Origin of the sequence: Pseudomonas sp. MWU12-2020 (genome assembly GCF_023100605.1) — a bacterium.
Classification (GTDB): Bacteria; Pseudomonadota; Gammaproteobacteria; order Pseudomonadales; family Pseudomonadaceae; genus Aquipseudomonas; species Aquipseudomonas fluorescens_H.
In genome coordinates, this window is sequence record NZ_JALMEX010000017.1 from 15,158 (window position 1) to 37,331 (window position 22,174).

Sequence of the window (22,174 nt, forward strand, 5' to 3'; positions counted from 1 at the left end):
GGGGGGAGTGTGAATCGACGACGCAGCATTGCCAAGCGGCGCCAAGCAGGGGTTAGCTCTATAGAGCTCTTGGTCATATTGATGGTCTCTACCGCTATGGTGATCGCAGGGGCACAACAATGGAAATTATATTCCAATCGGCAAATGAACACGTCTTCCGCCCAACAGATGAAGTTGGTGACGGAAGCTGCTGGAAGATACATCAAGGATAATTATGCAGCTGTGTCCGCCCTGGCTACGCCGACGACGCCGGCCCTGATCACTCTAGACATGCTGCGTAACACAGGCTATCTACCAGCCGGTTTTGCTGACCAGAACGCCTTTGGACAGAGCTACAACGTCCTTGCCATCGAGCCTACGCCTAACAAGTTGCAGTCGCTGGTGGTTACGCGCAATGGTGACCCGATCAATGAGCTGTCCATGATCGACATCGCCAAGCAGATCGGTGCACAAGGTGGCTATATCTCGACGCTGAACGCGAGTGTAGCAACCGGTAGTTTTGGTGGTTGGTCGACTTCACTTGCGCCTTACGGCGGCTCGACCGGATCCGGGCATCTTGCGTCGGCGTTGTTCTTCGAAGACGGTGCGCTCGTTAATGATTACCTGTACCGCAATGCGGTGCCCGGCCATCCCGAAGTCAACGAAATGAACACTGCGATCAACATGAAAGGGAACAACCTCAACAACGCCGGCGTGGTCAACGCACAGACCGCGAACATTAGCGGGAACGCCGATATTGCCGGCGAAACCTATACCGGTGGTTGGTTCAGATCCCGAGGTGACACTGGGTTTTACAACGAGAAGCACAATGGTGGCTGGTACATGACGGATCCTGGCTGGGTTCGCTCCTATGCAGACAAAGGAGTGTTAACCGGTGGGGAAATGCGCGCAGGCAAACTCACATCGACAGGGCGTGCCGAGGTTGGTGAGTACCTGCAGTTAGGTGGTGTGGCAGCAGAAAATACTGCCTGTTCACCGAACGGTTTGTTGGGCCGCGATGCAAGCGGCATGGGGCTTTTTTGCAAAGATGGTTTGTGGAAGGGGTCAAGCGTTGGAAAAGGGAAGCTGGTCAACGCAGGCTTCTATATGGGAACAGTGACACGGACAAATCCGACCTCATCACCAATGCTGGTGACTGCCTTCGGGGGTTATGGCGTTGGGGGAACCTGCACAAACGTGTATCAGATGACCGCAGCGGTTTGGGATGGCGCTTGGGTTGTTGTCGGCGACACGCAACAAACCTATAACCTCGGCGTTAAATCCACTTTCCTCAGTTTTATGGTGCCAGGCGGCAGCTCTTACACTGTCAGCTCCGCTCCATACCTTTGCGGACAAGGCCAGATTAGCCTGTCTGAATTCACTCAATAATTTTCTCTACGTTGTTTACAATCCCACACTTTTTTGAAGCCTGGATTCGTACGGCGAGTCTGGTGTCGTAGCATTTGGAGAATACTTTTGAACTTCATCGAGAAATTCCTTAATCGGCGCAACCGACGAGTCTTGCGTGCAACGCCAAAGCTCCACCGTGGCACTACGCGGTTAAAGCTCAAATATCCTTCCTATAGCTTTGGTGATGGAACCTACGGCGAGCCGTTGGTGCACGACTGGCAAGAAGGTGCAACGCTGAAAGTCGGGGCCTACACCTCGATCGCGGAAGGTGTTGAAATTTTTCTCGGTGGACACCATCGAACGGACTGGATCAGTTGCTACCCCTTTCCTGCGAAAACCCCCGAAGCGAGCCATATTCAGGATTACGGCGGCACGAATGGCGATGTCATCATCGGTAACGACTGTTGGATCAGCACCAATGTAATGATCCTTTCGGGGGTTTCGATCGGTGACGGCGCAGTGGTTGCGGCCGGGGCTGTCGTAACGAAGGATGTGCCCGCTTACGCTGTTGTGGGGGGGAGCCCGGCGCGCTTCTTGAAATGGCGGTTTGATGAGCCGCTGCGTGTAATGCTTGCGCAGGCTCAATGGTGGACTTGGCCTGAACATGAGATTCGAGCCTGCTCACCGCTTCTATGCTCAGGAGACTTCGAGGCGTTCAAGCGTTATATTTCAGAACGTTCGATTGTTTAAAAGTACCGTAAAAAACTTCCCCAAGCTTTATATGTGAGCATACCTAGCGAGGTTTATTCCTCGCTTTATATGTTCCATGATTCTCAATATTCTTACTAATTCTCCGCATCCGATCAACGAATTAAGGATGGGATTAGCCATGCCTGCAATTGGTTATTTGTTAACTCTAATGTTTGTGTCTGCAGTTTTATTTATTTCAGCGCAAACAGATCAGAATCTAATGTTGGCTCAGTCCGAAGTCGAAGCTGCTGCGGGAAACATGATGGTTTACCGTAACGCTGTAGCTTCTTTTGCAAGTTCTAATCCCACTATGGTCGGTAGCGTGCCGGATGCGTCGCTGGGGTTGCCAACTTGGTACATCAAGTCCCCCTCTCTCGGCAATTACGTCCTCGCCGGCAGGAGCTTCGTGTACTTCGCTGGACGGATGCCTGGGCTTGTGGACGCGTTGGTTCAACGAACTGAGTCGATGAATGTCGGCACCAACGCAGGGGGGGTTCTGTACTCCCCCAAGGCTGGCAATACGGGAATCACCTTGCCCGCCCAAATACCTGTTTCCTCAGTGGTGATCAACCAATGAGCCCGCGAATCGTTCGGCTCGTAGCGATCAACCTCGGTGCCACGTTGAGCCTATATGCACACGCCGAAATGCCTCCGCCTGCATACCAGCGTGCGGGTCTGCAAGGAGGTGTTCCGCCGGCAGTGCTTTACGCAGTTGCCAAGGTGGAAAGCAACTACAAGATCAAGATCGGGTATTACCCCTGGCCTTGGACGTTGAATATCAAGGGACAATCTTTCTATTTTGCTACTCGCGCAGAAGCGTGTGATGCCGCTTTAGCTGGAATTGCTAAGCACGGTAAATATGGGGTTGATATCGGTCTGACCCAACAAAATTGGGGCTGGATCGGTTCCAGTCATTACGCACATCCCTGTGACTCGCTGTCTCCGATCGACAACCTCAACACTGCAGTGATCGAGCTGCGCAAGTGTTTTGAGAAGGAAGGCGACTGGATCAAAGCCGCTGGCTGTTATCACCGTCCTGCAGGCGGTGAGCCGGCACGGCTCTACAGGGAAATCTTTAGCAAAAAGTACCGCCAGGTGCTGGGCCTGAACTAATAGGCGTATCACGCGACCCGTCTGAATGCGGCGCAATAAAAAGCAGTTAACAAATGGAGACCAATCATGAGGAGCCTCTGGGTTTGTCTGGTTTTGCTGATACCGCTGCCAGCTTCGGCATTTTGCTTTCAAGAAGCAGGGCAGCGATATGAATTAGACCCTTTGTTGCTCGAGTCGATGGGCATTAAGGAAAGTCATCTGCGACAACGCGTGATCAATAAAAATTTCGACGAGAACGGCAAGCTGCTCAGTACCGACTACGGGGTGATGCAGATCAACACCAGTAATGCCAATCGGTTGATTCGCATGGGCTTGATTCGTACTCCGGAAGATTTGTTGCTGGACGCATGTTTCAACGTTCAGGCCGGTGCCTGGGTGCTGGCCCGCCATCTGCGGGTGTGTGGCAACACATGGCGCTGCCTCGGATCCTACAACGCCGGGTTCAATCCCTCTGCGAAGCAGGAAGAAAAACGCCTTCGATATGCCCGGGAAGTCCGCGCGATTTACAACCGTCTGAAAGCTCGCGGCCGCACCCCGGCCAACTTCGCCATCCGCTAATGACTGCACCCTTTCCGGGTGACAGGAGACCTTTAATGAAGCCCTTTATTTTTGCTGCGCCGGCGGCGGTATTGCTGCTGTCTGGCTGTCAGGCGTTTTATGGAAAACCACCTGAACCTGCCCAGCCTGACCCCGCCTTAATTCGTGTGATCGCCCAGCAGCAGATTTTGTGGCAGGAGGGAGTGATCAACTCCTCTGCAGCTCTGCCGGCTGATGTGATCCGTTTCGATGGCGACTTTGTGTCGGTCAATTGGAGCGCCGATGCCATCGAGCTTCTGTCTTACCTGGCCCGGCAGCGTGGCGTGAGATTCACATGGACCGGTGTTCGCTTGCCATTGCCGGTCAACGTGCATGCCAGTGCCATCACGTACCAAAATCTGTTGCACCTGATCGAAGCGCAGACGGCGTGGCGCGCCACGCTTTACCAGTTCCCTGGTCAGTTGTCGTTGAATTTCGCGCAATCGATGCCGCCGACGGCAGGGGGGCGGCAGTGAGTAAATCCCTCCTGACGCTTTGCTTGTCTTTGGGGCTGATGGGATGCGTGCAAACACCTTCTTCGGCTCCAACAGACGCGCCGCCGGCGCTAGACAATTATTTGAGCGCGACACGACCAGACGCAGCTGATGTATCGGACACAAAGCGACAACTGCTGGAAGAGGCCGGGCGGACCGTGGGGTTCCGTGGGGGCAAGGCAGAACGTGCGTGGGAGTTAAGACAAGCGCTTGAGAGTCGCAAAGGTCGACTCGAGCTGCTGTATGACTTTCGCACGCTAATCAGCTCGCAAGGCTTGTTGCCACCCGTGGTTGACGAGGCTGTTGACGTTGCCCACATCACTCCAGGGCAAATTCACATGGCTAACAAAGTCTACGAAATTATTGCTCCTGAGCGGTTCGTCAGTAACCCGCCATCGTGGCGCAGCTGGCTTTTCGCAGGCCTGGCCACGGTGCCAACCATGGGGCCAGAGTTTTCGGTGATGCCAGAAAACGCCGTGCAAAAGCGGCTTTGGCAAGCAGCCATTCGGAAGGGATGGGATGAGGGCCGGTTGAGTGCCGACCACATTCTTGAGGCCAATTTCAACCGAATCAAACGCGATTACCGAGGCATGTTGCTGTACTCGTATGCCTTACGTGAAGGCTTCATGACTCGGCCAGTGGTCACCGATCAACAACAAAGCGTGACGGGCGACCGGCAGAAACTCACCACCGGCGATCGTGTTCGCACGCTGAAGGAAAACGCTGGTTTTATTCCGGACAAAACCCAGTGGCGGCCGGTTATTCGCAGGGTGCAACCATGAGCCAGTCACTTTTTGATCCCTACGCTTTTGAAGGTGGCTTGAACGCGACATCCCTGCGCAACTTCTTTGTGTGGTGCAGCCGCCAAGCTGTCAGCGATATCCATATCCAAGGCGGAAGCCATCTCGTAGTCAGCCATCACGGCCGGTTGCGTAAAGCCAGTCCTTTTGTTCTGGCCGATGACACGTTAGCCAAGTTGTTGGATGAGGTTTTCACTCCAGAGATTCGTGCAACAGTCGGTTCGGGGCGGCCGGTGGATAGGGCGCTGCAGCTCGATGGAGATGCAAATCTCCGATACGGCCTGCAGCGAGCGGAACGGCTGCGGTTTCGTTGCAACTTCGTCCAGGCAACGGCAGGCAACCTCGATAAAACAATCGCTGTGACGATGCGAATTATCAACTCGCTGATTCCTGATTTGACAGCGATGGGGATCGAGCCGGATCTGTTTGAGGCTCTGTTACCGCCTTCCGGGCTTGGTCTAGTAGGAGGAATCACCGGCTCTGGGAAGAGCACGTTACTTGCGGCGATTTATCGCTACTGCCAGAACCATTATCCAGATCGGAAGATCACCACAATTGAGGACCCAGTCGAGTATGTGTTGGGTCGCCCGGAGGACATTCTTCAGCCGACTCAACTCCAGATCGGTCGTGATGTGGGTTCCTATGCCGAGGGCATTAGGGCCGACCTGCGGCGAGCGCCGTCAATCATCGGTGTTGGAGAAATGCGTGATTTCGAAACCATTTCTATGGGAATTCTCGCTGGCCAGCTTGGCCATCTCAATCTGAGTACGTTGCACATTAGTTCCCCAGGTGAAGCCATTCCGCGCTGTTTGTCGACGGTTCCGACAGAGATGCGCGAAGCCACCGCAAGCGAAATGCTAAGTGTCCTGCAGTTCATCGCGGTGCAGTCGCTTCTGAGAACCACCGACGGAAAGCGACAAGCTGTACGCGAATACATCGTTTTCGATGATCCGCTGCGCGAGAAGTTGCGAAGCATGCCGTATTCGGCGTGGGGGCACCACATCGACACGATTATCTACATGGAGCGCCGGCGAATCGCTGACCAGGCGTGGTTTCTATTTTTGGAAGGGCGCATCGATCGCGCCGAGTTGGCATCTTCAATGACGCCTTCCAAGTTGCGGGAACTTGAAAAGGGGAGAGGTTGATGGTGGTTTTAAGAATGAGCTGCCGCTCAGGAACTCGGGTGGGCCCAATAGGGTTTCTATTGGCCTCCCTCACGTTTTGTGGACCAGCACTGGCTGCGGAGGTGCAGGTGGGTTTCTCGCCGGAGGGAAGCGCAGAAGCGCTGGTGATCGATGTTGTCGAGTCTGCTCACCAGCAGATCAGGATGATGGGTTACAGCTTCACATCGCCAAAGGTAGTGAAAGCTCTTGTCGCCGCCAAGCACCGTGGCGTGGACGTGCAGATCGTGCTGGATGCCCATGGGAACGAGAACAAAGCCAGCCGTGCGGCGATGAATTTTATCGTCAACGCCGGCATCCCGCTGCGGACCAACGATGCCTTCAAGATCCAGCATGACAAAGTGATCATCAGCGACAACCTGAACGTGCAGACAGGCTCCTTCAATTACTCCACCGCAGCGGCACGTTCCAACAGTGAGAACGCAGTGGTGATGTGGGGGTTTCCAGAGGTGGCCAGCGTTTACCTCCAGCACTGGCAGTCGCGCTGGGATCAGGGGAGGCCTTACCAGTCTGGTTATTAGCCAAAAGAGTTCCACCGCCCAGGTCGGACCGGTGGAGGGAGAGTGTCATGTGTGACAAATGCTATCGCTGCACCGAGTCCGAAGCGCACGCAGCATACGAAATCGAGAACTTTCTTTCGTGCAGCACACCCGAGCAAGCCCGCGCGCTGCACTTCGTTTCAGAGGGCAGGGTGCGTGAAAGCATCGAGTCAGCTGTTTCTGCGCTAATTGCGAAAGGGAGTGAGGCGCTCGCGGCTGAATTCCCGGAATTGGCAGCGCAGCGTCAACAACCGCGTGGAGATCCAGCATGAGCCGATTTACCGATTTTGGGAAAGGGTTCTGGCGCAATGCCTCACGCCTGATGAGTGTGTATGGGATCCCCGCGCCTTTGTTTCTTCTGTACCTATTCTGGTTCCGCTTTCCGTCGTGGATGACGATCTACGTGGTCACGGCGGTGATTGCTGGATTTCGACTTTTGTCATTTTTCGGATGGACGCTGCAAGTGCTGGTGACCCGCGTGGTGTTTCTGACACGTGGAAAACAGCTGTCAGGGCGTCCGTGGTGGTACCGCCGCTTTACTGAAGGGGAGTAACCCATGAAGACATCAGATTTTCCGGTTTGGTTGGCAATCCCCTATGAGCTTCGCGAAGAAGCCAGAAAGGACGCGGGGCGTCTCGCTGATGGTAGATCCGCCATCGAGTGGGACAAAGAAGACAAGTTGTTTTTTGCTCGGCCCGGTTGTGATCTGGAGAAGTTGGCCAAATGGCTGCCAGACAGAAGCCGGCGCGCCGGCGGCGGTGATCCGCAACAAGAGTTTCTGGACGTTCTGACCGAGGCAGGCCTGAAGGTTCAGGGGTTGCCAGTGATGAATGGCAAGCGTCAACGGGTGGCCACCGTTGAGGACAAAAGTGGCAAAAAAAGCGGCGTCTATTGTGGCTTTGACGACCGTCGCCCAGCAGGGTGGTTTATCAACTATCACCGAGCCCCTAACGACAAGGAAGTGACCACCTGGAAGTCCAGTGGAGGAGAGGCTGATCCAGATACGCGCCTACATTTGCGTGCCGCGGCTCGGCAGTCCCAGGACGAAGCTGAACGCGAGCGCGCACAGACTCATGCGATGAATACCGCAGCGGCGAAACGGTTGTATGAGCGGTTACCTGCTGTAGATCCCGAGCATCCCTACCTGGTACGCAAGGGGATTACCCCAACCGCTGAACTCCGGCAGACAAACAATGGCTCGATGGTTGTGCCGTTTTTCAATGCCGCCGGCGAGTTCAAGACCCTGCAGTACATACCAGCAACTGGCGATAAGTTCCTGTTCAAAGATGCCCCCAAGCAGGGGAATTACTTGGTCGTTGGGGGCCAGCTATCAGATGGCGAGCCGATTTTGTACGCCGAAGGCTATGCAACTGCTCGCAGCCTGAACATGGCCACAGGTCACCCTGTGGTAATGACGGTTGATGCCGGAAATATGCATTCAGTTTCGGCGGTACTGCATGCGAACTATCCGATGTCCCCTCATTTGTTTTTGGCAGATTTTGACCACGCCAAAGCAGAGAACAAGGGGCTGGTAACCGCAACTCTGTCTGCAGAGCGCGTCGGTGGTGTGGTGGTGTACCCCGACTTTACCGCTGAAGAAAAAGCGCTTGGTCTGACCGACTTCAATGACCTTCACCAATCCCGGGGACTGGACGCGGTACTCAGCCAGGTATCGCCGGCACTCAATAAATTGATCAAGGACCTTCCCATGCAGGATGACCTCGAACCTGGTGTAACACCGAATCTGCAACTCGATAAAACTGACGCGCCCGCCGATGTCGCTCCGGCGGCGGCAGAAACGAAAAAAACGCGCGGTGCGCGAGCCACTCCGGCCAAGCCTGCTGGTGCAAAGGGCGAAGCCGTACCAGCGAAGAAACCTCGCACTCCCCGGGCTAAACCAGCTGCTGCCGCTGAAGCAAAAATTGAATCGTCACCACCCGCCGGCGCCGGCAATTCACAATCCGCTGAGGCATCAGCAACGGCTGCAGTATCCACCACGGCAACTCAAGACCCTGGAGAGCGTGCGGCTGATGTTGTCGGACCTATTAATGCTTCTGCTCAAGTTGCCCCATCGGCGCCGGAAACGCCGATCCCTCTTACGACTGTGCAGCCTGAGTCGCCAGACAGTGAGCTGACTCCATACGAGCGGAATCAGTTGCGCGGTCACGGCTGGACTGACGATCAACTCACCGATATCCCAGCGGATCAAGCCAGATCCGCGCTGGCCAGCTACACCAGCGACCCTGAAGGTTCGCCGGCGGCGGCCCCGAAAGCGGACGCTGAAATCGAGCCGGTTGAGCCCGTAGAGCCCGTAGAGCCGGTAGTAGCACCAGTTGTGCTGAAGCCTGCAACGGTGGTGGAAGAAGCAACGGCATTGCCTCCTGAGATGCCGCTGAATCAGCCACGTCAACCCGAAGCAGGCGCCGGTGAACCGGTCGCCGAGGGGCAGGCCGTAGTTGACTCGATCGTCGGAGTACGTCGTGGTGTTGACGAAGTGCAACCGCAGCTGGGTCTTATCGACAAGGATGCGCTCTTGCAGCGCCTGGAGCCCGTTGTACAGGAGGACAAAAGCGTTCTGTACAAGCTCGATGGCGAGCCTGCATTTATCGACCGTGGCATGCGTCTGGAAATGGCTGAGGGTGCGAGCCAAAGCGATGAAAAGGTATTGGCGGCACTGTTGACCGCAGCAGAGTTCTACCGCGGCCGTATTGAGCTCACTGGCAGTGAAGCCTTTCAGAGCAAGGCCATCGGCCTGATTGCCAAATACCAGCCCAATGTGACGATGAAAAACCCTGCGCAGCAGATGCTGCTCGTTGAGGCTCGCAAAGCGTTGCAGAGCGCGCCGGTAGTGAAGGACGGCATTCACGGCGAGCCACCTCCGGTAGCGCCAGATCAACCTAATCAGCCCGCAACGGGTAGCGCTGCTGCGCCGGCCACAAACGCTCCTGTTGTCGATCCTGTAGCGCCGATTCATCCGGTTGATGCCACATCCAGCATGACTCAACCGATCGGGGCAAGCCCAGATACTCAACAGCCGACGCTTCAAACGCCACTTGCACCAGTCCGGCATGAAGTGGCGCTGAGCGTAGAAAATGCCCCGACTGCTGAGGCCGGCCCAGCACGCAAGATTGCTTCTGAAATTCATGAGCCCCACACCTCGGCCGCCGAGGGTGTTGTAGGGAAAGTGCTAGCGTCCGGAAACGCACCATTTCGGTTTGAAGAGGGCAACACAGAAAGCACCTACATCAAACTGCGTACTCAGAAGGGGGTGCAGACGTACTGGGGCAAGGAGTTGGCTGGGCTTTTGCGCGACACGAGAATCAACCCGGGTAACGTGGTCACCCTTCAATGGAAGGGGCAAAAGGATGTCGTTGTCCAGGTTCCGATCAAAGATGACCAAGGCGTCATCAAGCGCTACGAACCGAAGGATGCGAAGCGCAATCAGTGGTCGCTGGGCGTTATGGGCGGCCCAACTGTACAAACGGGACAGGACGAGGGCGTCAAACTTGCGGCGTATGACGCCAACCGATTTGCTCACGTTCAGCAAGCTCTGTTAGCGCAGCTGCGACTGGATCTGCCGTTGCCAAATACCCCGAGTGATGGCCTGTTCTGGATGACTCCAGACGGTCAGGGCAGCGCCAAAACAGGTGACGCCCTGTCTGCACTTCGACCACCCGAGGACAACAGATTTGCTGCACAGCCCGTGATGAGCAGTTGGTCCGTTGATGGGCATTTGGACATGGCGCTGGTTCGCGGAGATGGCCCATACCTGCAAGGTGTGGTGCGGCAGAACGGACATTTCCAACATGTGTTGGTCAGCCTTCCGGGCAAGGATGATGCTCCACCGATGATTTTCAATGCGCTTACAGCGAACGGCCTTGTGCCGATCGGCACCGGGAACGGCATCAACCAGTCGGGTGGACAGGCGGTTTCCCGCGAACATATCGCGTTCAAAATTGACGGGGACAGCGCGGTACGTATCGGCAAACTGGATAAACCAGCCGAAGTGCCGCCGGCACTGCATGCCCGACTTGGGTTTGATGAGCGGTGGCGCGATGACAATACCCTCCCAAAGTCCGCACCGGCGGCGGCACCAACGGCTCAGCCAAGCGAACCCCGCCCGGCCTAAAACGTTAGTAAAGGAACTCACCATGTTTAAGACGAGCATGTGCGCTGCACTGCTGGTGGTTTTGTGCTGTTCGCCGGTTGTAGCAAACGCAGCGGTGTGCCGCGCTGGCCAGGCGGCACAGGAGGGGAGTCAAGCTGGATATGAGCAAGCCAAACGCGCCGCCGATGCTTGGGGCGAGCGGGAACGCACCATGTCCGATCAGCTGCAGGAATGTTTATCGCGGATCCGCACGACCAGCATCAGCCTGCCATCGTTTCCGAGCCTGCAAGAGATTATGAATCAGGTTTCGGAAAAGGTGTGCCAGGCCGCGCTGGACAAGATCAACAGCAATATTCCCAGCAGCATCGACCCCTGGCAGCAGTACCAGTAATTCAGGAGCAGAGAAATGCATACGTCCGATGTGAATGACTTGGCGGATGAGAATCCTGCTGAGGCGAAGAATCAGGTTCGGGTGTTGTCAGAAGACGATGCCGCAGCTTTTGACCTTGCCCTAGGCCTTCAAAAAAAGCGCGAGTTGGGCGCGGGATTCGCTCATAAGTGCCTGAGTGTTGCCTCTCGGGGGAGCGTGGCACTGTTAATGTCGATGTGTCTCAACGTGTATTTCGGATGGCTGATTGCAAATCCACCGATCAAATACTTCGCAACCGAGAAGGGCCGACTAGTCAAAGCCAACCCTACCGATCAGCCTTCTTACTCGCAAACTGATGTAGCCCAGTTCGGCGCAGACACGATTCGCGAGAGTTTCACACTCGACTTTGTGCACTACCGTGACCAAACGACGAGACTGGGTGAGCGTTATTCGGAGCAGGGTTATGCGGACTACTACAAGGCGCTGACGGCATCCAACGTGTTTGAAGCCGTAAAAAAACAGCGCATGAATCTCTCGGTAGACGTGGGTCCTGGTGTGATCCGAAGTCGCGGCATGCCGGGAGGGGTTGCAACTTGGGAATTCCAGTATCCGGTCACGTTGAAGTTGGAAGGGCAGCAAACCAGCAGTCCTGCTCAACGCTACATTTTTACCCAACGCATTCAGCGCGTAGATGAACGTGTGAAAAATGCGGGCCTTGAAGTCACGCAGGTGATTACCAGTAACGCCAACTGAGGTGGGTACGCGATTATGAATCCATCTTTTGAAGTGGCTTTGGCGGCGCGGTTGCTCTGGATGGATGTGCGTTGTCTCGAACATGTCGGCGGCCTTGATGCGGACATTAAGGCCGCCGTCGAGGCCGCTTACGAGGCAGTGGATCAGCTGGCCGTGATGGAAACTGGTGCGTTGTACCGGTATGGCTCTAGCGTACCGCCGCTGTTCCTGGACGTACCGGAACTGGCGACGCGTTACAAGGTGACTTTTGAGGGCATTCTTGAGGCTGAACGGGTCTGGTCTGAGGAATACGAGTACCACCTGGAGCGTGAGCAGTACCTAAGAGACATTGCCGACACGTATGCCGAGATCGATCGGGATCTGCTGGCTGGCTGGTTTGAGGACTGTCGCGATGATGGTCATTTATAGATTGAGCTGCAGCACAAGCTAGAGCTACTCCCCCCTATCTAGGCCTTTTCTTGGCCATCGATGTAACGAGGAAAAAAATGAGAACTCACATTGCGCTGGCCATCTGGCTGGCAGCAAGTAGTGGCGCGTGGGCGGCGGATGGAAATACGCCCTCTCAAGCTACTGCTGGCTCGGCCCCACAAGGCTGGGCGTCGACGGGGCCGCTTTCTGGACAACCGACACAAACAGCTCAAATGCCGGCGCCGGCGGCGCAGAATCCCAATCCGCAAATGGCCTCGGGGAACGATCCATTGCCGCCGCCTCGGTCGGTGATGTTTAACCAGGCAATTGAACAGATATCACCAGTTACACCGGAGGAAACACGCGAGCTGGTAGGCCGATCGGTGGAGATGGACAAGGCGTTTGCGACGCAACCGATCGCCATTATCCCCAAAATCAGTGCACTAACCGTGGACTTGTCGCCGGGCGCAAGCCTGCCATTGGTGCGTACAGCGCTGAATTACCCCAGCTCCTTGAGTTTTATGGATAGCACGGGGGCACCTTGGAAATTAGGGGCTGCCCCGATCCCGGGCTCAGACGCTTTCGATGTGTTTTGGGTGCCGAATTCAGCGGTGATGGTGATTTACGCCAAAAAGCCGTTTGTTAGCGCGAATGTCACCGTTTACCTCGAAGGCCTGTCGGTTCCAATCATGCTGAGCGTCAGCAGCGGTGAGGCAGACACATCGATCAAGACTTGGACCGTCGACAGCAGACTCGATATGCGAATTCCAAGACGTGGGCCTGCCGCGCAACCTGGTGCGGCTCCTGAGATGCGAATCGGGCTGCATGACAAAACTCTGCAGGCATTTCTCGACGGCGTTCCGCCCAAAGAAGCACGACGACTCAAAACTACAGGTGGGATTCCGGAAACAACTGTATGGCAGTTGGGTGACGATCTTTACGTCCGGTCGAGGGCTGATATCAGAGATGAATTTGAGGCCACCCTTTCTTCAGCTGATGGAACTCACCTGTGGAAGTTGCCGCTAACGCCCTATGTCTCGTTCTCGGTAATGGGCCGGACGGAAGCGCTTAATGTCGCCCTGGAGTAGTTATGGCAAACGAAAATGATGCTGAAAGAGACATCAAACTCACGATTGGTTTAGTGCTGGGCGTGCTGGTGGTGCTGGTCGGGGGGGGGTATTTCCTCTGGAGCTGGATGGGAACTCCTGAGGCGCCGCCGTCACAAATCGACCTCAATCGCGTTGGTGCATCGTCTCGTGGTGGTAATACAGAGTCACCGGCCTATCGCGAATTACTCCGATTATCCAATGAAAAGGGTAAAGCGACTGCGCAGCGTGAAAACACCAGTTTCATCGCCAGTATGCAAATGGAGCAGGAGCCCGTTGATGACCTGCCTGTATCGACCGCCAAAAAAACCGTTGCCCCGGTGCAGTCAACCGCTCGCCAAAGCGCGAGTGGGCAGAGCTCAGGCGAGAGTAGTTCCAACGTTGGCGACAAAGACGGCGACCGCAAACAAGCGCTCACTAAATTGCTCAACCGCATTACAGGCACTGATGCAGGCGGACTGAAGGTTGGTCAAGTGCTGGGCGGCGGGGCCAGCGGTGACGCTGGTGGTGGCTACCAGGTCTGGAGTGACTCGCTACCCGGTGGACAGCGACTGAAGGCCACCGCTTTCAGTAGTGTTGCTGGAGGAGCAGCTTCTGTGACACCGCCAGTAGAAATCGTACCGCCTTACTGGCGTGGACCGGGGATCATTGATGTCGGTGTGGACTCTGACAACAGCACAACTCCAGTGCTTGGAAAGCTTTCTACAGGTCCATACGCCGGTGCGATTCTCAACGCATCGGAAGGCGCGAAGCTCGCCGGCGATGGAGTGGTGATTCACTTTACTCAAATGGCCTTCAGGGGCGTCAACTACAAGATTGATGCCTATGCGCTTCAAGATGACACTCTGCTGGCGAACGTTGCGACCGACGTCGACCACCGATACATGAGTCGCATCATCTTGCCTTCGTTCCTGAGCGCCATCGGAGGCGTCGGGGAGATGTACAAGGAGGCCAACACCGAAGTGCTGAGCAATGGCTTCACCACCCAAACTGTTCGTCCAGGGATGCCGGACGGCGGCGCTGTCATTGGGGCGGTGGTGGGTGGTGGTGCAGCTCAGGCGGGCAAAGTGTTGAGCGAGGATGCGGCACGCAGGCCGGCAAAACAGGTCACTGTGACCAAAGGCCAAGTCGTGGCAATCCAGTTCATGCGTGGCGTTTATTCCGGGGACGCAATTGCACCGGGCCAAGGGGGTGAGGCAGTTGCTCCGGCCATTCCTTCGCAATCGTCAAGATCTGCATATGTACAGCCAAACACAGAAGATCATCTGCGAGCCCAAGCCCAGGCGCGGATCGAGCAGCAGCGTCTGCTGCAGGAGAGTAAGTGATGAGTGAGTTCAGCCCCGCACCAGATACCCCTATCACTGCACAGCGTCCGCCACCTGTCGAACCGAAAGATCGACTGGACTGGATTAAGCGCCCTATGTTCCTTGGGCTCTCACTCCCATGGTTGGTGGGCATTGCAATTTTGCTGGGAGCAGCAGGCTGGTATCTGTTTGCTCCGGAAAGACCTTCACAGGTCAATGCTCTGGCCTTTGGCGATGGTGGTGGAATGCAGCCCGTGCAAAATGCCCCCCAGCCTCCAGCGCATTTCGATACCGGCTTCGACGTGCCCCAGACTCAACCGGCGGTCGATATAGCTGAGGTTGTAGTTGGTGTTCGTGAGTACGCCGAGGCCAATCGAGCCGCCATTGAGCAGCTGTCACGCGTGGTTAAAACTCAAGCGAGCCAGGCCGCTGTATTGAGCGAACAGTTGAAGGAAGCTCAGGCGCAAGTCAGCGTGCTGTCGGCCAGGCTGTCATCGTTTGAGACAAGGCCTCGGCAAGCCACAAAGCCTGTGGTCAAAAGCGTTGCCACTGCCCCTTCCAGCTCGCCTCTGAGTGAAATGCGTGTAAGTGCGGCCCAGGTAGGAATGGCATGGGTGAATTGGCAAAACAAAACATGGGCTGTGCAAGTTGGCGACAGTTTATTGGACGGGAAGGTGACCATCACAGCGATCGATGCCGCCTCCCGACAAGTGCACACCAGTGCAGGCACAATCAAATGAGGTGATCAATGCCGGCATCAAGTGGAGGCAATGACGCGATCCAGATTTTGGTCAACCTATCGAACAATCTGCTCGGGGCTGCAACCGGACTGGCGTTCAAATTAGGCGTCCTTTTTGCGGTAGTCGGAGCAGTCTCCTATCTGGCAAGAAGCGCGAGTGCGGGGCGCAAAGCGCCTGGGCAGGCGCCGGGGCCTGGTTCGGTCATCGCTTGGTTGTTGTTATGCGGAGGCTTGGCAGGCTTGGACCAGATGATCCAGGCAGGAGCTCGGCAATTGGGTTGGCAAGGTGCGACTTTCGACGCCATCAGTTATGTGGACGTCGGTACATTCGGTGTAGCGGCAGATGCAGCAAACGCTGTGCTGACTCTAGTAAGAATGTTTGGCGTATTTTACGCGCTCCAAGGAATGCTCAGTTGGCGACGCTCTCTCAAAGATGGGCACACAGGCCTGTCGGCCGGTGAAGATATATCAAAAGGGTATACGAAGTTCATTATTGGGGTTCTATGTGTTTGTAACCCCTACATGATCGAAGCTGTAAGAAACTCTCTCGGTCGGTAAACCCAGTCGAGTAATAAAAGCGCAATCGCGCTCATTCAAACGTGTTGAATTAACTGAAATAAGGAATATAGCCATGGCTAACGACATGATGCTGCGAGCTTTTGTGCGCGCGACAATTATCAAACAACAAGTTCAAGAACGAGCGATCAAGACGCTTACTGCTTTGGCAGCGTGCAGTCCAGTAGCTGCATTTGCGGACGGCGATGACCTTGCAGGAATGCTCAGAGCAGGGGCTGACGGCGCAACCAGTGGTACGAAAAGTACGCTGGATATCGCGCAATTTGTCGGCGTGGTCTTCGTGGTTGGCGCTTTGATTGCCGCGAAGAATAAGAAAGACAACCCACAGATCAAGGTATCCCACATTGCAGGTGGGATTCTGTTCGGTGTCTGCCTTGTGGTTGTTCCCGAGATCATTAAGCGCACTCAGAAGCAAGTCGGCCTTACCCCAGTTTCTGTGGGTTAATCGAGTGATTCCCCTGTGAACAAATGTGTTCACAGGGGAATGGGGTGGGATATGGATTTGATAGAACCACAAGCAGAGGTTGAACCACTGCTGTCTGCACGTCGTGAACAAACACCACTTGTCCCGTTGATGCTTGATGTTAGCGGTGATCCTCAAACTCCAAAGCCTGAAGTAGTGCAAGGCGAAGTTTGCAATTGTTGCGGATTCAATACGACCAAACTGTGGCAGGGCGCACGAGCAGCCCATCCGGATTCACATTCAGCGTGCACCCTTTGCTACCTCACCGGTCACTTGGACAGTCCGACTGCTGCGCATGGGCGACTGGCGTATTTGCCCGGGTTGGTAATGAGCGATGTACAACACCTGCAGCGTCGGGCGCTCCTCGCCATCATTGGTGGTTCGCGCTCGCAGAAAAGTGCGGGCAAGGGGCTTTGGCGGTGGTTGTTATTGCACGCTCGGGAAGTTGAAACAGCGTTTGGTTCTGCGCGTGCCGGAGAGTTTGCAGCCGCTATGAAACGTCTTCCTCCGCACAAGCGCCATGAGCTGCACAGACGGCTCACTGGATGCGCGCTCATCTTGCCTGCAGATGTTTTTGAAGATGACCTGTCGCTTTTGCTGCCGACAGGGAAAACGGTTGAGTCAGCTCTGACCTCTCGAAGTTGGACTACCTACACCAGGAGTGATTTATATGTCGAACGTGTTCCGCTGGGTTGAAGACACTATTACCGTCGCTTCACGCTTTCTTGTGTCGCGGGACTTGCCTGATTATTGCGACCTGCAGACCGTGGTGCGGCTGACCGATGACGATCGCGTTCGACACCCTCAACTTGAAGCGCCGTACATTTTGGTCAATCACGATGGCGACTACTGCTCGGTTTATGATGTCGCCGGCAGTTTCTGTGATACCGACGAGGATGCGGCGGCCGATCAGCCCCATTCTTGGGCTGGGCGGCTTGAGCGTATGGCTCAGAAGTTGACTGCCAACTATCGTCGCTATGGCAACAAGATCAGCTTGGTGTACGAAGAGGATCCGCACCGGGGGCATGAGGAGGTTCAGCGGCTTTTAGCGCCGCAGTATGCGTCCGTGAAGCGTACCGGAGTTGCCTTGGCCGAGATTCTGGATGAGCGCTGCACGAAACTCTCACCCTGGGTATCTCGCGAACGTTGCTATCTGGTGTGCTACACCGGCCGAGAAGCACTTTCGGCGCACGAATTGGCGGATGAGAACAAACGGCTCACGGCTTTGGCCGAACAGAGTCCAGATGCCAAATTCGGTCAGAACCCCGTATTGGCCGAAATGGCCGGTCAGAAGATCCGGCATGATGCATTTTTGAGTCTGGTGGAGGGGGCTTTCGGCGATAACGGTCAGGGTGTACTGATGAACCTCATGGACGCTCATGCGGTTGGCCAAGCGCTGCGGTCTCAAGTCGATCGGCAGGGAACCAGTGAAAAATGGCAGCCCCTGTTACCAGATGACCGGATTATTCCTCACGGTTCACGTCAGGGAAGCGACCACACCCCTTTCCTCGCACCCCATCTCAACTTTCAGCTCTTGAACGTCGACGTGCAGCCAAAGGGCAACAAACTGTGTGTCAACAACGGTTTGTGGCACGGGACACTTTCAGTCTCGCTGGGCCCGCAGGCGCCGAAGTCCTTCGCACATCTAAAAGCGTTGGTTCCTCGGCACGTTCCTTGGCGCGTGCGGATGGACTTAATGCCAGGCGGCATGAAAGCACTCGGGATGAAAAAGACCGCGCTGGACTTCATGGCGTTTGTGCCAGCACTCAAGCCGGTATGGGAATCCATCGCCGCCTTGACTAAGGTCGAAGAGCAGGAGCCCGTCTGCGTCATGACGATAATGGCCTCCACTTGGGGGGAAACTCAGGAGGCAGTTACCCGCAACCTTACCCTGCTGACTCAGGCATTTCAGGCCTGGGGTATTTGCGAGGTAACCCAAATCTTTGGCGACCCTATAAAAGCCTGGACGCGAACCTTGGTGGCATCGAGCAAGGGAAGCGGTCCGCATCTGCTGTATCCACCAATATCAGAAGCATTGAATCTGCTGCCAATTACCCGGCCGGCCTCGGCTTGGCAGGATGACGGAAACGCACTGTTTCCAACGCTTGATGGCAAGCTGTGGCCAGTTGGTCTGGCAAGTTCCAAGCAGAACAAGCACACAGAACTGGTGAGCGGCTCGCCGGGCTTGGGGAAATCGATTTTGCTCAACTCCCTGAGTAATACGAACGTGGCAAGCGCCCAGCAGAAGTTGCCATTCATGGCCGGCGTCGATAAGGGTTTTTCGATGCAGGGCCAGATCGATCTGCTGCGGGATAGCCTGCCTGCCAATCGGGTAGATGAAGCGATTGGTATTGTCCTGGAAAACAGGCCGGAGTATTGCCGCAACTTGTTCGATATCCAGCTGGGTGCGGATCATCCGATTGCTCCAGAGCGGAACTTTATCATCAGCATCCTCAGTGCTATGTGTATTGATCCGAAGAGCGGGGAGCCACCGAATGCCCGGGACACGCATCAGATCTTTGATCGTGTCGTAAGCATGGCCTTCAGTAACAATTCTCAATTGAGCCCCCGCGGCTGGATGCGAGGCGTAGTGCCGGCGGTAGATGCCGCACTGGATAAAAGTGGCATCTACGAAAGCGAATCTGCGGAATGGTGGTCAAGCGCGACCTGGTATGAGGTTCGGGATCTGTTGTTCAAGGCTGGCTATGTTAGTGAAGCCCAGAGGGCTCAGTTCCAGGCTGTGCCTGAGCTGGCCGACATCACCAGTTATTTGAACCATGAAGATGTTCTGACTGCATTCGGCGACGTGCAGCGCGAGGACAGTGATGAAGTCCTATTGGGGTATCTGCGCCGCTGCATCACCAGTGCGTGTTCTGAGTACAAGATGATGGCAGGTCGCACTCAATTCGTGATCAGCCCAGCTACCCGGATCATTGCCATTGACCTGAATAACGTTATGGGTGATGACAGCAAGTCCGGCCATATCAAAACGGGGCTCATGTTCCTATTTGCCGGTGAAGTGGCCGGCGGCCATTTTGTGTTGCCGCAGTACAAGAAAGCACTTTTGGAGGCAGTTGCTCCGATGTACCGTCCGATGCACGAGGAACGGTTGGAGCAGTTGGATCAAGAGGTCAAAACCAAACTGTATGACGAGCTCCATAACGCCGCGAAAGTGCCGTTTATATTCCCGATGCTCGAAACACAGGATCGTGAACAGCGGAAGTTCGGTGTCCGTACGGTGTTGTCCTCGCAATATCTGCGAGATTTCCCTCAAGCAATTCTTGAGTCGGCGAACTCGCTGTTCATGATGGAAGTGGATCCCAAGGATGAGCCGCTTCTCATAGAGCGATTCAAGGTTCCCAAGGTCACCATACGAAAGTTTCAGCGAATTGGCTCAGGGCCAGCGGCTGACGGAAGCGGGGTGCCATTCCTGGGAATATTCAGGATCAAGGGAAGCGGCACTATGGCCAGGATCCTTAAAAACGCTCTCGGGCCACTGGAGCTATGGTCGCTCAACTCCTCACCTGCTGATAGCGCACTGCGCAAAATCCTTTACGAAGCCGTGGGTGGTCGATCTGCCCGAGCGATTTTGGCGGAAGCATTCAAGCTGGGTTCGGCTCAAAAATTGATTGAGGTTCGAAAAAAACAGGCCGGTGAAGCCGATTTTACCAACGTGACCCGAGGCCTGGCCAACCAGCTTCTTTCCCAGCGCGGTTACAACATTTGAGAAGGAAACGAACATGAATCGACGTTATGCGGCGACGGCTCTGGCTGTCGGTTTGCTGGGGGGGCATCAGTGCCTGGCGTCTCCTGTTGCTGTGACAGTAGTAGCGAGTATTCCCATCGAAACACAGGTGCTGCCAGCCATGGCCACAATGCAGGGCACGCTGGGGACGATGGAGGCAACACTGTCCGAAATTCTGACAACAGAAATGCAAATTGGCACAGCAATTGTTCAGGCCAGTGATAAGCAGGTAAGCGCCATTACTGAAGCTGCGCGAACCCAGCGTGAAGCGGACATTTTCGGCCGACAAACAGACCGGCTGGAGCGTGCCCGGGACAAGTTCACGGTCCCGGACAGCATTTGCAGCGAATCTGCTTCTGGGGTGGCTTCGGCTGTGGGCAGGGTGAGCCGGGCGGGAGCTTCACGTCTCGCCGGCGGGGAAGGCGTGAGTAGTCAGGCAGTCCGAACCACTGTTGCGTCGCTGCCAGTGGCGCCGCGGCATGGTGGTTACCGCAGCGCAGCGATGCACGCAGGTTATTGCACTGCTGCTGAAGCCGCACTTTACGGTGGGACCGACCTGTGCCCGAGGGTGTCAGACCTGCCAGGGGGGGATACTGAGCTGCGATCGTTATTGGACGGTGCCGGCTCTGTTGGTAAGGCTCCGGATCTGACCTTCACACAGGCGCAGGTGGACGCCGGCATGGCGTACATGAAGAACTCCGCGCGACATGATGGCGGCCGATCGCCTGGTAAGGGCGAAATCCAGTCTGCTACAGGGCGTGAGTATCAGGGGCTGATGACCCAATACAAGGCGATACAAAGTGCTGCCAGCCAACCCCAACTAGACATCATCGCCTCAAGCCAAGCCAACCCGGCCACGCGGGAGGCCTTAGCGGAAACGATGAAAAGCCCATCAGCTGCACAATATTTCACTGCGACTGCAAGTCAGGAGGCGCAACGGACCATGGTGATGAGCGAACGGGAATTCGAATCTTTCGAAGTTGGGCGGCGCTATGCAAACACGGCGTACGAGACCGATCTGCAGCAAATGAGCGGGGACAATCTGACTCGCGAGTTGATCCGGGTTCAAGGCCTGGGTAATTGGCTGCAACTGGGGATCAAGAACGAGCAGCGTAAGGCCAACATCATTGCAGGGCAGCAGTTGGCGCTTCAGGCCGATGTCAAATACGTACCGCAGTTCCAGGAACTGTCCAGCAAGATGAGTTCAGGGGTGAGTGCCAATGCAAACTGATGACAAGCAATCTGGGGTTGAAGGCCAGGCTTCAGTGGTGGGATCTGAAAGAAGAACCGTCACGCCATTGCAGCGCGCGGGCCAGATCGGGCTGGATCTGATCAACCCGTTTTCCGATCTGGTAGTGATTTACAGAAAGGGCGTATTGCCATCCGTGGATCGGTTCAAGCTGCTGCACAAGATACTGACCCACCAACCAGCAGTCCAAGAATCGCTCAATTGGGAGCAGGCCGTGCAGCGGGCGGGTAAGCCGATCGAGCACCTGCAGAAGACATTCAAAGCGATTCGTGCGGCATGGTGGGTTTTGATGGCGGTGACTGGGGGATTGGCTGCCTTGCTACTGCTTATGATGATGATTACCAAACTGGATCTGCCCTCGGCCACTTTGCTACGCGCTGGAATGGCGCTAGTCGTGCTTGCTTGTTTGAGTGGCGTGGGGTTTGTGAAGGCGCTGATCGCCTCTTACCGGCTCTGGCAGTTGCAGATGCGGCGTGTCAGCGAGGAAGAAGGTGGCACGTTCCAACACTTCCTGTCTGAAACCCGTTGGTGTCGGCATGTGATCACCCTAGGAATGGCCGGCTAACCCTTC

At 55.7% G+C, this 22,174-nt stretch carries 23 protein-coding genes; all 23 read left to right on the forward strand.

The window, feature by feature from the left end; genetic code table 11:
- Positions 1–9 precede the first annotated feature (9 nt).
- The 23 genes from pilV to traX all read left to right on the forward strand — a co-directional run bounded on the left by pilV (position 10) and on the right by traX (position 22,168).
- Positions 10–1,368 carry a shufflon system plasmid conjugative transfer pilus tip adhesin PilV gene (gene pilV / locus M0814_RS26660; RefSeq protein WP_247868542.1) on the forward strand — a complete coding sequence of 453 codons (1,359 nt, stop codon included), beginning with the start codon at positions 10–12 and terminating at the stop codon, positions 1,366–1,368.
- Positions 1,369–1,455: 87 nt separating this feature from the next.
- A complete protein-coding gene (locus M0814_RS26665) occupies positions 1,456–2,079 on the forward strand; it encodes a CatB-related O-acetyltransferase (RefSeq protein WP_103486357.1) in 624 nt (207 codons plus the stop codon).
- 139 nt (positions 2,080–2,218) lie between these two features.
- A complete protein-coding gene (gene pilM / locus M0814_RS26670; RefSeq protein WP_247868543.1) occupies positions 2,219–2,656 on the forward strand; it encodes a type IV pilus biogenesis protein PilM in 438 nt (145 codons plus the stop codon).
- A complete protein-coding gene (locus M0814_RS26675; protein WP_247868544.1) occupies positions 2,653–3,192 on the forward strand; it encodes a Soluble lytic murein transglycosylase in 540 nt (179 codons plus the stop codon). The genes pilM and M0814_RS26675 overlap by 4 nt, the downstream gene beginning before the upstream one ends.
- A gap of 66 nt (positions 3,193–3,258) precedes the next feature.
- Complete coding sequence (locus M0814_RS26680) at positions 3,259–3,750, forward strand: lytic transglycosylase domain-containing protein (RefSeq protein ID WP_103486355.1); 492 nt, start codon at positions 3,259–3,261, stop codon at positions 3,748–3,750.
- A gap of 35 nt (positions 3,751–3,785) precedes the next feature.
- A complete protein-coding gene (locus M0814_RS26685) occupies positions 3,786–4,244 on the forward strand; it encodes a DotD/TraH family lipoprotein (protein WP_103486354.1) in 459 nt (152 codons plus the stop codon).
- Entirely contained in the window at positions 4,241–5,044 is an 804-nt protein-coding gene (locus M0814_RS26690; protein ID WP_103486353.1) for a type IV secretory system conjugative DNA transfer family protein, read from the forward strand. Before M0814_RS26685 ends, M0814_RS26690 begins: the two co-directional genes overlap by 4 nt.
- Positions 5,041–6,207: a plasmid transfer ATPase TraJ gene (traJ, locus tag M0814_RS26695; protein ID WP_103486352.1), complete on the forward strand. Its 1,167-nt coding sequence runs from the start codon at positions 5,041–5,043 to the stop codon at positions 6,205–6,207. The genes M0814_RS26690 and traJ overlap by 4 nt, the downstream gene beginning before the upstream one ends.
- A gap of 14 nt (positions 6,208–6,221) precedes the next feature.
- Positions 6,222–6,764 (forward strand): phospholipase D family protein, encoded by a 543-nt coding sequence (locus M0814_RS26700; RefSeq protein ID WP_103486374.1) that lies wholly within the window; start codon positions 6,222–6,224, stop codon positions 6,762–6,764.
- Between the two features lie 286 nt (positions 6,765–7,050).
- A complete protein-coding gene (gene icmT, locus M0814_RS26705) occupies positions 7,051–7,335 on the forward strand; it encodes an IcmT/TraK family protein (protein WP_103486350.1) in 285 nt (94 codons plus the stop codon).
- 3 nt (positions 7,336–7,338) lie between these two features.
- Positions 7,339–10,911, forward strand: a complete 3,573-nt coding sequence (locus tag M0814_RS26710) for an LPD7 domain-containing protein (protein WP_112997879.1) — start codon at positions 7,339–7,341, stop codon at positions 10,909–10,911.
- 22 nt (positions 10,912–10,933) lie between these two features.
- A complete protein-coding gene (locus tag M0814_RS26715) occupies positions 10,934–11,281 on the forward strand; it encodes a conjugal transfer protein (protein ID WP_103486681.1) in 348 nt (115 codons plus the stop codon).
- A 15-nt stretch (positions 11,282–11,296) separates the two neighbouring features.
- The gene (locus tag M0814_RS26720) at positions 11,297–12,013 is read left to right on the forward strand and encodes a DotI/IcmL/TraM family protein (RefSeq protein WP_103486682.1); all 717 of its coding nucleotides are present in this window, start codon (positions 11,297–11,299) and stop codon (positions 12,011–12,013) included.
- Positions 12,014–12,028: 15 nt separating this feature from the next.
- Positions 12,029–12,421 carry a hypothetical protein gene (locus M0814_RS26725; protein ID WP_103486683.1) on the forward strand — a complete coding sequence of 131 codons (393 nt, stop codon included), beginning with the start codon at positions 12,029–12,031 and terminating at the stop codon, positions 12,419–12,421.
- A gap of 77 nt (positions 12,422–12,498) precedes the next feature.
- Positions 12,499–13,509: a DotH/IcmK family type IV secretion protein gene (locus tag M0814_RS26730; RefSeq protein WP_103486684.1), complete on the forward strand. Its 1,011-nt coding sequence runs from the start codon at positions 12,499–12,501 to the stop codon at positions 13,507–13,509.
- Between the two features lie 2 nt (positions 13,510–13,511).
- Positions 13,512–14,852 (forward strand): conjugal transfer protein TraO, encoded by a 1,341-nt coding sequence (gene traO, locus M0814_RS26735; RefSeq protein ID WP_112997878.1) that lies wholly within the window; start codon positions 13,512–13,514, stop codon positions 14,850–14,852.
- Entirely contained in the window at positions 14,852–15,571 is a 720-nt protein-coding gene (traP, locus tag M0814_RS26740) for a conjugal transfer protein TraP (protein WP_103486739.1), read from the forward strand. The genes traO and traP overlap by 1 nt, the downstream gene beginning before the upstream one ends.
- Positions 15,572–15,579: 8 nt before the next feature.
- Complete coding sequence (gene traQ / locus M0814_RS26745; protein ID WP_112997877.1) at positions 15,580–16,128, forward strand: conjugal transfer protein TraQ; 549 nt, start codon at positions 15,580–15,582, stop codon at positions 16,126–16,128.
- Between the two features lie 73 nt (positions 16,129–16,201).
- The gene (locus M0814_RS26750; RefSeq protein ID WP_103486533.1) at positions 16,202–16,591 is read left to right on the forward strand and encodes a DUF6750 family protein; all 390 of its coding nucleotides are present in this window, start codon (positions 16,202–16,204) and stop codon (positions 16,589–16,591) included.
- A gap of 51 nt (positions 16,592–16,642) precedes the next feature.
- Positions 16,643–17,305 carry a conjugal transfer protein TraT gene (locus M0814_RS26755; RefSeq protein WP_247868545.1) on the forward strand — a complete coding sequence of 221 codons (663 nt, stop codon included), beginning with the start codon at positions 16,643–16,645 and terminating at the stop codon, positions 17,303–17,305.
- Complete coding sequence (locus M0814_RS26760) at positions 17,280–20,336, forward strand: ATP-binding protein (protein WP_112997876.1); 3,057 nt, start codon at positions 17,280–17,282, stop codon at positions 20,334–20,336. The genes M0814_RS26755 and M0814_RS26760 overlap by 26 nt, the downstream gene beginning before the upstream one ends.
- Positions 20,337–20,349: 13 nt before the next feature.
- The gene (gene traW / locus M0814_RS26765) at positions 20,350–21,585 is read left to right on the forward strand and encodes a conjugal transfer protein TraW (protein WP_112997875.1); all 1,236 of its coding nucleotides are present in this window, start codon (positions 20,350–20,352) and stop codon (positions 21,583–21,585) included.
- A complete protein-coding gene (gene traX, locus M0814_RS26770; protein ID WP_103486663.1) occupies positions 21,575–22,168 on the forward strand; it encodes a conjugal transfer protein TraX in 594 nt (197 codons plus the stop codon). The genes traW and traX overlap by 11 nt, the downstream gene beginning before the upstream one ends.
- The last annotated feature ends 6 nt before the right edge of the window (positions 22,169–22,174 follow it).